Consider the following 13,553-nt stretch of genomic DNA (forward strand, 5'->3'; position numbering starts at 1 on the left):
CGCCCCGATCGAGCTCGAAGCATCCGCCGGAGCCCGCCGCGCGGCGCTCAGCGGCTTGTGGCGGTTTCCGGGCGCGGACTCAGCGTTGGCCACGCGTCGCGACGATGAAAAGCCGCGGAAATGGCAGTAGCACCGTGCCATCGGCGAGCGCCGGGTAGGCTTTGGCGATTTCGTCGCGATAGCGTTGAAGAAACGCGCTGCGTTCGGCGTCGTCGAGCGCGGCCAGAAACGGCCGCAGCGCGCTGCCCTTGAACCATTCGACCACTGCGTCGGGGCCCGCGAGCGGGTGGTGATAGACCGTGCGCCACACGTCGACGCGCGCGCACAGCGGCTTGAGCAGCGCGTAGTACCAGTTCGCGTCGTGGCGCACGGTGCGCTCGACGCCCGTCAGCCTGGGCGCCCAAGGCCCGTCGGCGGCGATTTCGCGCAGCAGCCGGTGCGCCGGTTCGTCGAGATTGACGGGCATCTGCACGGCGAGGCTGCCGCCCGTGGCGAGTTTTGCGACCAGCGCGGGGAACAGCCGCTCGTGGTCGGGCACCCATTGGAGCACCGCGTTCGCGAGGATCACATCGAAGGGGCCGCGCGCGTCCCACGTCGACACGTCGCCGACGTCGAAGCGCAATTGCGGCAACCGCCGACGGGCCGCCGCGATCATGTCGGCCGAGCTGTCGATGCCGCTGACCGACGCGCCCGGCACGCGCTCGGCCAGCACCTCGGTCGAGTTGCCCGGTCCGCAGCCGATATCGACCGCGAGCCGCGCCCCGTCCAACGGCACCGCCGCAAGCAGATCGCGCACCGGCCGAGTGCGCTCGTTCTCGAATAGGGTGTACTGCTTCGCGTGCCAATCGCTGTGCTCGTTCGTGGTTTTGTCGGTCATCTTCTGGCTCCTTTGCAAGGTTCGTTGCGGCCATTCTCGGCCGCTACCAGTCCCGAGTAAAATGAATTTATGATTCCGATTACTTCATTTTTCTAATGAAAATCGACACGCTCGGCGTGCAGGCATTCGTCGCGATTGCCGATCGCGGCAGCTTCCAGGGCGCGGCGGATTCGCTGCACGTCACGCAAACGGCGATCACGCAACGGCTGCGCAAGCTCGAAACCTATCTCGGCGTCACGCTGATCGAGCGCACCACGCGGTCGATGGCGCTCACCGAAATCGGCCGCAGTTTTCTGCCGCAGGCGCGCCGGCTGCTCGGCGAACTGGCCGACGCGCTGGTCGAAATCCGCGAAACGGGGATCGCGCGACGCGGCGACGTGTCGATCGCGTGCGTGCCGACCGTCGGCGTGCAGTATCTGCCGCGCATCTTGCAGGCGTATTCGGCGCGCTATCCGCACAATCGCATCAAGATTCTCGATCATGCGTCGTCGGCGGTTGAGGAGGCCGTGTTGCGCAGGGAGGTCGAGTTCGGCATCAACATCGCGCGCGAGCATCATCCGGATCTCGCTACCGTGCCGCTCACCGAAGACCGCTATGTGCTGATCTGCCATGAAGACCATCCGCTCGCGAAGCGGCGGCGCATCGCGTGGCGGCAATTGCAGGCGTTCCCGCTGATTTTCGCCGGCGAGGTCAGCGGCAATCGCGCTCTGCTCGACGTCGCGTTGGCATCGAGCGAACTTGCGCTGCGGTCGTTCTACGAGGTACAGCGCAGTTCGACCGCGCTCGGGCTCGTCGCGCAGCGTGTCGGCGCGGCCGTGGTGCCCGCGCTCGCGCTGCAGAAGGGCGCGTATCCGAGCGTGCGCACGGTCGAGCTCACGCAGCCCACCGTGTCGCGCACATTGGTGCTGGTCGCGCGCAAGACCGCGCAGTTGTCGCCGGCCGCGCAGGCGCTGTACGACATGATCCGCGAACAGGCGACGCTGAAAAGCGGATGACGCCGCGCCGTGCGCAAGGCAAACTCACTGGCTGCTAAGTTTGATCCCTCCAACCCGTTCTACCGACGCGACACACAACAACCGATGCTGCAAATACTCGGCAAGACCACCTCGATCAACGTGCGCAAGGTGCTGTGGACCTGCGCGGAACTCGGACTTGCGTTCGAACAGGAAGACTGGGGCTCGGGCTTTCGCTCGACCGATGTCGCCGAATTCCGCGCGCTCAATCCGAACGCGATGGTCCCCGTGATTCGCGACGGCGACTTCGTGCTGTGGGAATCGAACTCGATCATCCGTTACCTCGCGAACCGTTATCGCGGTGACGCGCTGTATCCGGCCGATCCGGTCGAGCGCGCGCGCTGCGATCAATGGATCGACTGGCAGGCGAGCGAATTGAACCGCTCGTGGAGCTACGCGTTTCTCGCACTCGTGCGGCACTCGCCGGAGCATCAGGACCCGCGGCAGATCGCCGCGTCGTGTGCGAACTAGTCGAAGCATATGGCGATCGTCGAGCAGCAACTCGCGCGCACCGGCGCGTATATCGCGGGCGACGCGTTCTCGCTCGCCGATATTCCGATCGCGCTGTCCGCGAACCGCTGGCTCGAAACGCCGCAGCAGCACGACGATTTGCCGGCGCTGGCCGCGTATATGGCGCGCCTCGCCGAGCGCGACGGGTATCGCAGGTATTGCCGCAACGGCACGCCGTAATCGTTGATTCGCGCGCGCGTCGGCAAACCCGCCGATGCTGGCAGCTGCCGCCTTGAATGCTTACGTATTGCTTTCGAATTGCCGTGCTCGACGGCTTCTGCGCGGTGCACCCGCGTCGCCTACAATGGCGCCCATTTAGCGACATTGAAGGTCCAACGATGCGGGTAACTAAATTCGCGCTGGCTGCGCTGACGGCGTGTTTCACTCTGAATGCGAGTGCCGAGATGACTGCCGCCCAGTACAAGAAATGGGCGCACGCCGACAACAACTCGATCTATGCGGCGTACATCACCGGCACGATCAACGCGTTCGGCTGGGCGAACGGCGACCTGGTCTCGCGCAAACAGCGGCAGCTGTTCTGTCCGCCAGAAACTCTCGCGATCGGCAACCAGACGGTTTATCCGCTGCTCGATGCGTTCTTCGCGAACCACCCGGGCATTTCCGACGATTTTCCGATCGGGCTCGCGATTCTGCGCTCGTTGCAGGGCGCGTATCCGTGCTGACGTGTGGATGGAAGAAGTGAGGGGAGGGAGTCGAGCGGGGGTAACAGCAGGGGCGAACTCGCGATGCGGGGCCGCCCCTCGGGGGATCAAACCTGAACGAGATTCGGAATCTGCACGTCCGGATTGACGTCCGCGTCGTAATCGACGCCCTTCATTTCAAAGCCGAACAGACGCAGGAAATCGGTCTTGTAGCCGGCGAAATCGGTGAGTTCGTAGATGTTGTCGTTGCTCACCTGGTTCCACAGCTCCTGCACGCGGCCTTGCACCTGCGGATCGAGTTCCTTGTAGTCCGCGCGCAGACGGCCTTCGTCGTCCAGATGCGGCTGGCCGCCATAGAGGCTGTCCTTGTACAGGCCGTAGACCTGTTCGATGCAGCCTTCGTGCGTACCTTTTTCCTTCATCACCTTGAAGAGCAGCGACAGATACAGCGGCATCATCGGAATCGCCGAGCTTGCCTGCGTGACTACCGCCTTCAGCACCGCGACGCGCGCGTCGCCGCCGTTGGCCGCGAGCTTTGCGCGGATGCCGAGCACCTTCTGGTCGAGATCCTTCTTGGCCGCGCCGATCGAGCCGTTCCAATAGATGTCGTGCGTGATCTTCTCGCCGAGGTAGGTGAATGCGGTGGTCTTCGCGCCGTCGGCGAGCACGCCGGCTTCGCCCAGCGCGTCCATCCACATCTGCCAGTCCTCGCCGCCCATCACCGCGACCGTCTGCGCGATTTCTTCCGGCGTCGCCGGTTCGAGCACGGTTTCCTTGATCACTTCCTTGTCGGTGTCGATGCCGCGCAGGTTGACTGCCTTGCCGATTGGCTTCAGCACCGAGCTGAACACCTCACCGGTTTTCGGATGCTGGCGCTTCGGCGCCGCGAGGCTGTAGACGACCAGATCCACCTGGCCGAGATCGCGCTTGATTACTTCGATGGTGCGCGCCTTCACTTCGTCGGAGAACGCGTCGCCGTTGATGCTGGTCGCATACAGGCCCTCGGCGGTGGCGAACTTCTCGAACGCCGCGGTGTTGTACCAGCCGGCCGTGCCCGCCTTGGTTTCGCTGCCGGCGCGCTCGAAGAACACGCCGAGGGTCGACGCGCCCGAGCCGAACGCGGCGCTGATGCGCGCGGCGAGGCCATAGCCGGTAGACGCGCCGATCACGAGCACCTTCTTCGGCCCGTTGGCGATGGGGCCGTGTGCCTTCACATACTCGATCTGTTCCTTGACGTTGGCTTCGCAGCCGGTCGGATGGGTCGATACACAGATGAAGCCACGCACACGCGGTTTGATGATCATGAAGCACCTCTTGTCGGAATTGGCGACATTATAGTGGCCCCGCCGGGGCCGCACGCCATACCGCGAACGGGGCAAAAATCAGCGCACTCCCCACATCTTGATACGATTGCGCCTTTCCCAGCCGACGACAGCACGTGAAGCGCCTCTTTTCCTCCTTTCTGGCGGCCCTCGACAAAGGGCTGACCCTCGCGAACCCGCTATTCGCGAAGGCCGCGTGGCATCTGCGCCACCCGACCCGCCGCACGTTCGCGTGGGGGCTCGCCGCGCTGCCAGTGCTGTTCGTGCTGTACGTGCTGCTGCTGATTCCGTTCACGCCGAGCATCGGCGACATCCGCAAGGCGAAGATCGAGCAGCCCGCGCAGATCCTGTCGGCGGACGGCAAGCTGCTCGCCGAGTTCAAGCCGTCGAACCGCGAGTGGGTCAAGCTGACGGACATCTCGCCGAACGTCGTCAACGCGCTGATCGCGACCGAGGATCACCGCTTCTATCAGCATTTCGGGCTCGACTGGCGGCGCACCGCGTCGGCCGCGCTGCACACGTTCTCCGGCGACCGCCAGGGCGGCTCGACGATCACCCAGCAGCTCGCGCGCAATCTGTATCCCGACGAAATCGGCCGCGCACCGACTCTGACGCGCAAGCTGAAGGAAGCGATCACCGCACTGAAGATCGAGGCGTTCTACACGAAGGACGAGATCCTCGAAACCTACCTGAACACGGTGCCGTTCCTGTACAACGCGTACGGCATCGAAATGGCCGCGCGCACCTATTTCGACAAGTCCGCGTCCGAGCTGAACGTGCTCGAAGCGGCGACGCTGACCGGCATGCTGAAGGGCAACGCGTACTACAACCCGGTGCTGAACCCCGAGCGCGCATTGCAGCGGCGCAATACGGTGCTCGCGCAGCTGGTCAAGTACGGCAAGCTGACGCCCGCGCAGTACGACGGGCTCGCCCGCAAGCCGCTGCGTCTGGACTTCGAGCGCCAGATCGAGCCGCCCGGACCCGCGCCGCACTTCACGCAGCAACTGCGCAAATGGCTGGTCGCGTGGGCCGATCGCAACGACTACAACATCTATTCCGATGGGCTCGTCGTGCGCACGACGATCGACTCGCGCCTCCAGGCAATGGCGACCCAGGCGGTCACGCTGCAGGGCAACCAGTTGCAGAACATCGCGAACTCGGCGTGGGGCACGCGCGCCGGCTGCTCGGCCGACAAAGACCTGCTGCGCACGTTCCTGCGCGAGACGCCCGACTTCCGCGCGGCCAAAGATACGGGCCTGTCCGACGACGACGCGCTCAAACACCTGCTCGCCGATCGCAAGCTCGTGCAAAGCGTTTGCGATACGAAGACGCGCGTGCAGGCCGACTTCCTCGCGATGGACCCGCGTACCGGCGAGATCAAGGCGTGGGTCGGCAGCCGCGACTTTGGGGTTGATCCGTTCGACCACGTCCAGCAGGCGCGCCGTCAGCCGGGCTCGACGTTCAAGCCGTTCGTCTACGCGGCGGCCTTCGAGGCCGGCGCGAAGCCCGACGACAAACTGCCCGACAACCCGGTCCAGATTGAACTCGCCGGCGGCGAACTGTGGAAGCCGAACGACGAGGACGAGCCGAGCGGCCGCATGATCAGCCTGCGCGATGCGCTCGCATATTCGCGCAACCGCATTACCGCGCAGGTGATGGAGTCGGTCGGTCCGAACCGGGTCGCGAGGCTCGCGCGCGCGATGGGCGTGCGCGACAGCCTGCTCGACCCGGTGCCGTCGCTCGCGCTCGGCACGAGCCCGGTCACGCTGAAGGAAATGGTGTCGGCGTACGGCACGATCGCGAACCTCGGCGGCTACGTCGAGCCGCTGATGGTCACGCGCATCGAGGACCGCAACGGCAACCTGCTGGCCGAATTCAGCCCGGCCACCCCGAAGCGCGAGTTGCCCGCCGACGCGGCGCGCACGCTCGTCGACGTGATGCGCGACGTGGTCAGCCGCGGCACCGGCGCGAGCATCCGCACGCGCTTTGGCGTGCGCGGCGACGTCGCGGGCAAGACGGGCACGACCCAGGGCAACGCGGATGGCTGGTTCATCCTGATGCAGCCGCAACTGGTGGCGGGGGCGTGGGTCGGCTTCAACGACAGCCGCGTGACGCTGCGCAGTGACTACTGGGGGCAGGGCGCGCATAGCGCGCTGCCGATCGTCGGCGATTTCTTCCAGCGCGCGCAGCGCTCGCGGCTCCTCGACAGCCACATGAAGTTCGATACCGCGCAGCAGCCCGGCTGGTTCGCGGAGCGCGCCCAACGCTTGCGCAACTGGATCGAGAGTCTGTTCACGCGCACGCCGGCGCAGCCGGACAAGCAGGTCGTGGCGCGTGCTCCGGCGCGGCGCGCGCCGGTGGCGCCGGTGCAGCCATCGGCGTCCACCGTGGCTGCTCCGGCGGCGTCAGAGGCAGCGGGCGCGTCCGCGGTGCAGGGCGAGGCGCGCGAGTTGCCGCCGTTGCTGCCGGCGCCTTGGTCGGGGTCGGAAGGGGCTCCCACGACGCCGCCCGCTAATGCCGTCGACGGTGAAACGCATGGCGGCGGTGCGGCCGCGCTCGCGCCGACCCCGACGCCAGACGACGTCGTACCGCCCGACGCGGGCGGTCAGGGCGGCGCAGGGTCGAATAACGGCAGCGGGGCGAACTGAATGCGACCCGGGCGCGCTGCCCGGGTGCGAATCGAAGCGGGGAGCCAGAAGGCTAAGGCCTAGCGACGCCCGTTTCACCGGGCGGCCGCGCATGCGGATTGCCATGCGCCGTCTCGAGCGACGTGTCGTGATGCAGCAGCAACACCGCCGCCACACCGATCAGCCCCGCACCCGCGAGGCATAGCAGCCCGGCGCCGAAGCCGCCGGTGCTGTCCTTGATCCAGCCCATCGCGAACGGGCCGAAGAAACCCGCCAGATTGCCGAGCGAATTGATCGCGGCGATGCCGCCCGCGGCCGCGGCGCCCGACAGGAACGCGGCCGGCAAGGTCCAGATCACCGGCAGGCAACCGAAGATGCCGAAGCCGGCAATCGATAGCGCAATCATCTTCAGCACCGGATTGTCGAGTCCGGCCGAGACCGCGATGCCGCCCGCCGCAATGAACAGCGCAATCGCGACGTGCCAGCGGCGCTCGAGGTGGCGATCCGAATGCCGCCCCCACACGATCATGCCGATGAGCCCGACGACGTACGGCAGCGAAGTGACGAAACCCGTCTGCAGATTGGTCAGACCGAATGCTTTCACGATCTGCGGCAGGAAGAAGCTCAGGCCGTAGTTGGTCGCATTCGCGCCAAAATAGATCAGCGCGATGGCGAGCACGCGCGGATTGATCAGCGCTTCCTTCACGCTGAAGTGGCGCACCGCCTCGCGATGCTCGCGCTCCTGCTTCTGGCGCGCGATCAGCCATTCACGCTCCTCGGTGCTGAGCCAGGTGGCGTCGGCGGGCTTGTCGGTCAAATAGAGCAGCACTGCGACCGACAGCAATACTGCGGGCGCCGCCTCGATCAGATACAGCCACTGCCAGCCGCCGAGTCCACCGATGCCGTCGAGCGACAGCAGTGCGCCGGAGATCGGGCCGCCGATTACAGTCGACAGCGGAATCGCCGCCATGAAATAGCCGACCACCCGCCCGCGATACGCGGCCGGAAACCACAAGGTCAGCAGAAAAATGATGCCCGGGAAAAAACCGGCCTCGGCGACGCCAAGCAGAATGCGCAGGCCGAAAAACACGTGGGCGGGCGATAGTCCGGTGAAGCGCGAGATGTCCGGGATGAAGGCCATCGCGCCCGCGAGTATGCCCCACGAGAACATGATCCGCGCGATCCAGCGGCGTGCGCCGAATCGTTCGAGCAGCAGGTTCGACGGCACTTCGAAAAAGAAGTACGCGAGAAAGAAAACGCCCGCGCCGAAGCCGAACGCGCTCGCGGACAGATCGAGCGCCTTGTTCATCTGCAAGGCAGCGAAGCCGACGTTGACGCGATCCAGATAAGCGATGAAGTAGCAGAGCATCAGAAACGGTATGAGCCGCATCGTGACGCGATGAAGGGTACGTGATTCGAGATCCATATGTGTCTCCTCCGGTTCGGCGACCGGTGTATGCCGCTATGTGGTGGGGTCCGTCCGCGGTTCGATATGCCTGTCTGTCGAGCAGGCATCGCTACAGACTAAACGCTCACAAGGGATTCCGGAAGTCTTTTGTGAACCACACGGTCCGCTCATTGCCGATGTGGTCACGGCATTGTGGTCATGTCCATTGTTAAGAGCCGCGCAACAGTGTTTTCGGTTGTATCGGCTGATCTTGCGCGAACGATTCCGGATAATCACTGCCTGATTAATCGGTTAAAAATGCAGGTGATCCACGATGTTGAATCAGAGTTCGGACGGTCTTGCCGAAGCGTGCACAACGGTGCGCGTATGCGAAGCCGACGGCGTCGCGCGAGTGGCGAGCGCAGCAAGGAAGAGGGCGCCGCTGCTCACGCGTGTGCGCGGAGCGCTCGCGGTGGCGCTCGCGTGCGCGAGTCTCGTCGGCTGCGCGTCGAGCACGGATGTGGTCGCGAGCGACAAGCCCGGCAGCTACACGGTTGCCGCGAGCGCGACCGGAGGACGCATGGCCTGGGCGCGCGCGCACGAACTCGCGATGAACGAGGCGCGCGACTACTGCGATCGTCGCGGCATGCAAAGCAGCGTGAATAGGGAGACGGTCAGCGGTGTCAGCGCGATGACCGAACACGCGTCGTCGGTCAGCTTCGAGTGTCATCCGCGCTTCTGATGCCGCGTTGCGCGCAGCTCGTTGCACCTGCATCGATGCGCGCGGGCGGCGAGCGCCGCCGCCCGATGACGATTACTTTTTATCGAACGTCACCAGGTGCTGGTCGTTCGTATCCGCGACGAAAATCGCGAGCAGTTTTGCCGGCTCGGTCGTGCTCGCGTTCTCGCTGACCGTGTGATGCGCGCCAGGCTTCTCGGTCCACGATTCGCCCGCATGGTAGACGCGCTCCCCGCCGTTATCGACACGGCTGCGGATCGCGCCCGACAGCACATAGCCCACCACGAACGCCTGGCCATGCCGATGCGGCGCCGACTTGCCGCCCGGCGCATAGTCGACGATGAGCGCGGTCATCATCTTGCCCGGCACGTTCGCGATCGGGACGGCGAAGGCGGGGGCGATGGTCTCGTGAGGGGCTGCGCTCGCCTCGGCGGTGTCGGCGGCATAGGCGGACTGCCACGTGCCCGTGATCGCGGCGCCGGCGAACAGCGCCGACGCGAATAGAGTGCGGATCGTGTTCATAGCTTCACTCCGCGTCAGCCTGGCACAACGCCTCGGCTTGCCGGTTTGCCACGCGTTCGCCTTGTGCCCACTGCACCGCAACCCCGGCCAATTCTCCACGCGCGCGTTCGAGCGCCGCGGCCCGCGCTTCGGGATTGGCGAACTGCAGCGGCTGCGCATCGACGAAAGTCGGCGCAGCGACGCCAAGAAAACCGAATGCAGCCTTCAGCGCCGGCGTCAGCGCATCCATCGATTCATACGGCGAGCCCGCGCGCAGATCCGCGCCGCGGCTCGTGATGAACACCACCTTGTGCCGGGCCAACTGCCCGACGATGCGACCGTCTTCCGCGTGCAGGTAGGTCACGCCGGTCCGCGTGACGCTATCGATGAACGCCTTGAACGCCGACGGCATCGACCAGTTGTACATCGGCATGGCGAACACCAGCGCGTCGGCGGCGAGCAGGCGCGCGCATAGCGCATCCGATGACGCCAGCGTCGCTTTCGTCGCCGCTGTGCGCTCTTGCGCGGCCGTGTAGGTGGCGATCGCGAACGCTTCGGAGACGTGCGGTGGTGTGTCGACTGTCACGTCCAGATAGTCGACGTCGAACTCGACGCGCTCTTCGCGCAGGCGCTCGAGAAAATAGCGGGCGAGCGCGCGGGAATTGGATCGCTCGCGCTTCGCGCTGGCGTCGACGTGCATGATCTTCATGGGGACCGTCCTTGCGGTGGGTTTAGCGTGAGCTCAGGTTAGACGGCCGACTGGCGTGGTGGAATAACCGGTTTTGTTGAATTCGAGGTGGCCACTTATGCCGCTTATGCGCGTTGTTACGACTCGCGTGATTTGGCCTTGGTCGAGCGTTTGACGAACGGTCCGCCTGAGAAACCCGCCGTTGCGCGGCCTTGCGCGGATGATTTTTCGCGGGCGCGGCGGGCAGGGCGCGCGGACGCTTTTTCTGTTCGCGCCGTCTCGATCTGCCGCGACAGCGTGTCGATGCGCTGGCGTAACTGGTCGGCCGCAGCCACGCGTTCAGCCAGCAACGCGTCCTTTTCCGCAAGCTGTCCGCGGGTCTCGGCATGCCGCGCAGCCGAGGCAGCCAGTTCCGCCTTTATTGCGGCCAACTCGTTGCGCAGCGCGTCGCGCTCGGTTCGCGATTCGGCTTCGAGCGTCGCCGCCCGCTCGTGACTCGCCTGAAGCTCCTTGCGCAGACGTTGCGCCGCGGCCCGTTCACCGTCGATTTCGAGCAATGCGCGCTTTTCCGCAGCGGCGAGCCGCTGCTCGTTCTGCTCGTGCGAACGGCGCAGCTTTGCGAGTTCGTCGGCGAAATCCCGGCGGGCAGCGGCGAGCGCGGCGGCGCCTGCCGCGATTTCTTCCTTCGATGCCGTCAGCTGCGCCGTCAACATATCGTTGGCGGTCTGCAGTTCGACGATGCGCGCCTCGAGCCCGGCGAACCGCGCGCGCAGGGTCGCGGCGTCGTTGGCCGACTTTTCGGCCTGCTCGACGGCTTCCTGACGCTGCCTGTCTAGTTGCTCGGCCTGTTTTTGCGCCGCGGAGATTTGGGCGTCGGCGTCCTGCCTGAACACGTCGAGCGCAGCGTTCGCGGCGTCGCTCGACAGACGCCACAGCTGCGCCGCGAACTCGCCGGCGGCCGTTGCGACCTCGGCCGGCAAATCCGGACGACCGACATCGACACGCGTTCTATCACGCACGTCGGTCCAGAAATCGCGCAACGCCTTGGCCGGCGCGCTCATGCTGCCTTTACGCACCAGTTGATACAGGCGGTTCGCGGTCGGCGTTTCGCCGTAGCGGAAAAACAGCAACGCGCAGACTTCGCGATAAAGCGTCTGCGTGTCGGACGCATTTTGGCGGGCGACTTCGATGTCGGCTTCGAGGGTCATGGTGGTACCGGCCGGAAATATGGATTGCGTTGATAATACAACGTAAAACGCAAGACACGCTACGCACCCATGCCAGAAACACGACATTAGTACTATAATGTCGTGTGTACCTTTATTGAACTTTGTCGAAATTTGTCAGGTTCTCTAACCGGTGATAACGGCCTTCGAATCCACAGCCGGAGAACCTTAACTTCAATTTTGCGCCTCAAGGCAGTTTTGCACTTCGATAGTGCATTACTTGAGCGAGTTGACGAGTTGCGTCCGGGAATTGCCTCCCCGCGAGAATGCTGCACTTTTGCGTCCGGCAACACATAACCTCAAATGGTCTTCCAGTCAAATAACTCAAAAATGCATTAACTTTGGAGCGTGTCGAATCTCGCGGTCGAGCGGCCCGACTTACGGTGATTGGCGACTTTTGAGTGGGACATCTCGAGGTTGTACAAGCCGGAGATGTCTGAGACGACGCGGCGTAGCAGCGACAACAACCAACGTGCAAACACGGCGGCACCCGCGGTGGCGGGCAGACCGTTGCCGTTTGAAGAGCTCGCTGAAGCATCAACTCGCGCTTACGAGAAGGACCCGCACGGCTACAACCGCACCCCTTCTCGAATGTGCACGCTCGATGATGCACTAACCGACGTGAACGCTCTCAACGCTTGGCTTCGCACCTATGACGAGGGGTCTCGTGGTGCGGCAAGCGCAACGGGCGGCGGTCAAAAGGTGACTGGCACCCGTTCGAAGGTCCGCTGTCTGAGCGCAGCAGGTCGTATGCCCGCAGGGTCATCGGTGGTTTCTTTGGATGGCTCGTCGCGATAGGTAACCTCGTCAGAGATCCGTTTGTTGTCAGTGCCCAGCATCACCGACAGAAGAATGATGCGGTCCGCCATGAAGCGGCATCCACCACGAGCGTTCTAACCCTATCTACGTTTCGCAGATTCGCGAACGTCATCCGCTTTGCAGGACACGACTATTCCGGCAGGAGCGTATTCTCTATCAAACGCTGACCCGCGCTACAGCCCGCCATAAGTGCAGTCGCTTCCGTCCCGAAAGGCTTCCAGGTGTCTTTCATCAGGCGGATAGGTGATATCAGCGAAGTTGGCACCCCGTTAGCGCCAACGGATACGATTGCGACAAACCCCCTCGGCGGTGACAGCACAGCGCTGCCTGACGCCTCCCACACGGGCTCAAGTTCGACGGTTATTTCGAAACCTTTGTACGGGTAAGTCCTTTGCATACGGTGCGGCGGATTGGTTCTTCGGCGGGCTGGAGCATACGCATTATGTGTCTCTCTAACCTGAAGAGAGCCTTAAGAAACAGATCCACAGAAATACGTGAAGAACTCTCTTTCAGCGCGCAGGTCCGGTTTGTGACGATATGATGCATTGCTGGTGCGCTCGATACCTCACACCCCAATAAGTATGGCTACTCGCGCAAAATACTGGGCTCCGCTCGTTGCCCCGCACCGAACGATTGCTACGCCGCGCTAACGTGCCGCAATTCACCGACGATCGTCTGTGGGTTCTTCAGCAGGTTGTAGATCGGGCAAACCGCCTCTACCGCTTCATGCAGTGCGCGAATCGCTTCGGGTGGTTCTGGCGACACGATATCTAGCGTGTAGCGGATGTTATGCGGAAAGATCGGCACATGCTCGAAGCCCGGTTGCTGTGCGAGCGGATGCTGGTCACCGGTCACCTCCACTTCGATCGAATCTATCCGCAATTGCCGCTCGGCGGCCTGAATCAGCGTGATATGCGTCAGGCAACTCCCCAGCACCCCGAGCTGTAATTCAGGCGATGCTGGTCCGAGGTTGTAACCGGCGAAATCGGTGGGACTGTCGCTGATGACCTGAAAGTCGCGGATACGGATTTCGCGTACGCCGCTGCGTCCCAAGGCTCGCACATTGGCTTTCAGCTGGTTAGCCTTGATATTCGGGTCGTTGCGCGCCGCTTCGCGTTTGGCGAGCCATGCAATGCGTTTCTGCTGAAGGTACTCGTTTAGCGTCGTCATGAATGAATGGTT

Annotated in this window: 12 protein-coding genes and 1 pseudogene; 5 read left to right on the plus strand and 8 right to left on the minus strand. The window is 64.0% G+C overall.

Going from position 1 to position 13,553, the window contains the following annotated elements; genetic code table 11:
• Window positions 1-79: 79 nt before the first annotated feature.
• A complete protein-coding gene (gene tam / locus AB4Y34_RS24105; protein WP_176377770.1) occupies window positions 80-877 on the minus strand; it encodes a trans-aconitate 2-methyltransferase in 798 nt (265 codons plus the stop codon).
• 95 nt (window positions 878-972) lie between these two features.
• Between tam and AB4Y34_RS24110 the strand changes: the two genes are divergently transcribed.
• The 3 genes and pseudogenes from AB4Y34_RS24110 to AB4Y34_RS24120 all read left to right on the plus strand — a co-directional run bounded on the left by AB4Y34_RS24110 (window position 973) and on the right by AB4Y34_RS24120 (window position 3,083).
• Window positions 973-1,872, plus strand: a complete 900-nt coding sequence (locus AB4Y34_RS24110) for a LysR family transcriptional regulator (RefSeq protein ID WP_176377769.1) — start codon at window positions 973-975, stop codon at window positions 1,870-1,872.
• An 84-nt stretch (window positions 1,873-1,956) separates the two neighbouring features.
• Window positions 1,957-2,580: pseudogene (locus AB4Y34_RS24115) on the plus strand (glutathione S-transferase family protein).
• Between the two features lie 224 nt (window positions 2,581-2,804).
• Window positions 2,805-3,083 carry a hypothetical protein gene (locus tag AB4Y34_RS24120; RefSeq protein WP_246392042.1) on the plus strand — a complete coding sequence of 93 codons (279 nt, stop codon included), beginning with the start codon at window positions 2,805-2,807 and terminating at the stop codon, window positions 3,081-3,083.
• An 86-nt stretch (window positions 3,084-3,169) separates the two neighbouring features.
• Here AB4Y34_RS24120 and fabV read toward each other — a convergent pair whose 3' ends face one another.
• Complete coding sequence (gene fabV, locus AB4Y34_RS24125) at window positions 3,170-4,366, minus strand: enoyl-ACP reductase FabV (protein ID WP_368717427.1); 1,197 nt, start codon at window positions 4,364-4,366, stop codon at window positions 3,170-3,172.
• 134 nt (window positions 4,367-4,500) lie between these two features.
• On the opposite strand from fabV, the gene AB4Y34_RS24130 reads away from it, so the two are divergent.
• Complete coding sequence (locus AB4Y34_RS24130) at window positions 4,501-7,032, plus strand: penicillin-binding protein 1A (RefSeq protein ID WP_368717428.1); 2,532 nt, start codon at window positions 4,501-4,503, stop codon at window positions 7,030-7,032.
• Window positions 7,033-7,084: 52 nt separating this feature from the next.
• Here AB4Y34_RS24130 and AB4Y34_RS24135 read toward each other — a convergent pair whose 3' ends face one another.
• Window positions 7,085-8,437, minus strand: coding sequence for an MFS transporter (locus tag AB4Y34_RS24135; protein WP_368717429.1), 1,353 nt, complete (start codon window positions 8,435-8,437; stop codon window positions 7,085-7,087).
• A 295-nt stretch (window positions 8,438-8,732) separates the two neighbouring features.
• On the opposite strand from AB4Y34_RS24135, the gene AB4Y34_RS24140 reads away from it, so the two are divergent.
• Window positions 8,733-9,140: a hypothetical protein gene (locus tag AB4Y34_RS24140; RefSeq protein WP_176377764.1), complete on the plus strand. Its 408-nt coding sequence runs from the start codon at window positions 8,733-8,735 to the stop codon at window positions 9,138-9,140.
• Between the two features lie 72 nt (window positions 9,141-9,212).
• On the opposite strand, the gene AB4Y34_RS24145 is transcribed toward AB4Y34_RS24140, so the two are convergent.
• The 5 genes from AB4Y34_RS24145 to AB4Y34_RS24165 all read right to left on the minus strand — a co-directional run bounded on the left by AB4Y34_RS24145 (window position 9,213) and on the right by AB4Y34_RS24165 (window position 13,541).
• Complete coding sequence (locus AB4Y34_RS24145; protein ID WP_368717430.1) at window positions 9,213-9,659, minus strand: cupin domain-containing protein; 447 nt, start codon at window positions 9,657-9,659, stop codon at window positions 9,213-9,215.
• Window positions 9,660-9,663: 4 nt separating this feature from the next.
• A complete protein-coding gene (locus tag AB4Y34_RS24150; RefSeq protein ID WP_176377762.1) occupies window positions 9,664-10,347 on the minus strand; it encodes an FMN-dependent NADH-azoreductase in 684 nt (227 codons plus the stop codon).
• Window positions 10,348-10,463: 116 nt separating this feature from the next.
• Window positions 10,464-11,534 carry a DNA-binding protein gene (locus AB4Y34_RS24155; RefSeq protein ID WP_368717431.1) on the minus strand — a complete coding sequence of 357 codons (1,071 nt, stop codon included), beginning with the start codon at window positions 11,532-11,534 and terminating at the stop codon, window positions 10,464-10,466.
• A 713-nt stretch (window positions 11,535-12,247) separates the two neighbouring features.
• Window positions 12,248-12,421, minus strand: a complete 174-nt coding sequence (locus AB4Y34_RS24160; protein WP_176377760.1) for a hypothetical protein — start codon at window positions 12,419-12,421, stop codon at window positions 12,248-12,250.
• A gap of 586 nt (window positions 12,422-13,007) precedes the next feature.
• A complete protein-coding gene (locus tag AB4Y34_RS24165) occupies window positions 13,008-13,541 on the minus strand; it encodes an OsmC family protein (protein WP_368717432.1) in 534 nt (177 codons plus the stop codon).
• Window positions 13,542-13,553 lie beyond the last annotated feature (12 nt).

Source organism: Paraburkholderia sp. BR10954 (genome assembly GCF_040965775.1).
In the GTDB taxonomy this organism is placed as follows: domain Bacteria; phylum Pseudomonadota; class Gammaproteobacteria; order Burkholderiales; family Burkholderiaceae; genus Paraburkholderia; species Paraburkholderia youngii.

What these genes read in the sequence shown, in the direction of transcription:
- tam (WP_176377770.1), bottom strand. Translation starts at nt 877, where the DNA reads ATGACCGACAAAACCACGAACGAGCACAGCGATTGGCACGCGAAGCAG.
- AB4Y34_RS24110 (WP_176377769.1), top strand. Translation starts at nt 973, where the DNA reads ATGAAAATCGACACGCTCGGCGTGCAGGCATTCGTCGCGATTGCCGAT.
- AB4Y34_RS24120 (WP_246392042.1), top strand. Translation starts at nt 2,805, where the DNA reads ATGACTGCCGCCCAGTACAAGAAATGGGCGCACGCCGACAACAACTCG.
- fabV (WP_368717427.1), bottom strand. Translation starts at nt 4,366, where the DNA reads ATGATCATCAAACCGCGTGTGCGTGGCTTCATCTGTGTATCGACCCAT.
- AB4Y34_RS24135 (WP_368717429.1), bottom strand. Translation starts at nt 8,437, where the DNA reads ATGGATCTCGAATCACGTACCCTTCATCGCGTCACGATGCGGCTCATA.
- AB4Y34_RS24140 (WP_176377764.1), top strand. Translation starts at nt 8,733, where the DNA reads ATGTTGAATCAGAGTTCGGACGGTCTTGCCGAAGCGTGCACAACGGTG.
- AB4Y34_RS24145 (WP_368717430.1), bottom strand. Translation starts at nt 9,659, where the DNA reads ATGAACACGATCCGCACTCTATTCGCGTCGGCGCTGTTCGCCGGCGCC.
- AB4Y34_RS24150 (WP_176377762.1), bottom strand. Translation starts at nt 10,347, where the DNA reads ATGAAGATCATGCACGTCGACGCCAGCGCGAAGCGCGAGCGATCCAAT.
- AB4Y34_RS24155 (WP_368717431.1), bottom strand. Translation starts at nt 11,534, where the DNA reads ATGACCCTCGAAGCCGACATCGAAGTCGCCCGCCAAAATGCGTCCGAC.
- AB4Y34_RS24160 (WP_176377760.1), bottom strand. Translation starts at nt 12,421, where the DNA reads ATGGCGGACCGCATCATTCTTCTGTCGGTGATGCTGGGCACTGACAAC.
- AB4Y34_RS24165 (WP_368717432.1), bottom strand. Translation starts at nt 13,541, where the DNA reads ATGACGACGCTAAACGAGTACCTTCAGCAGAAACGCATTGCATGGCTC.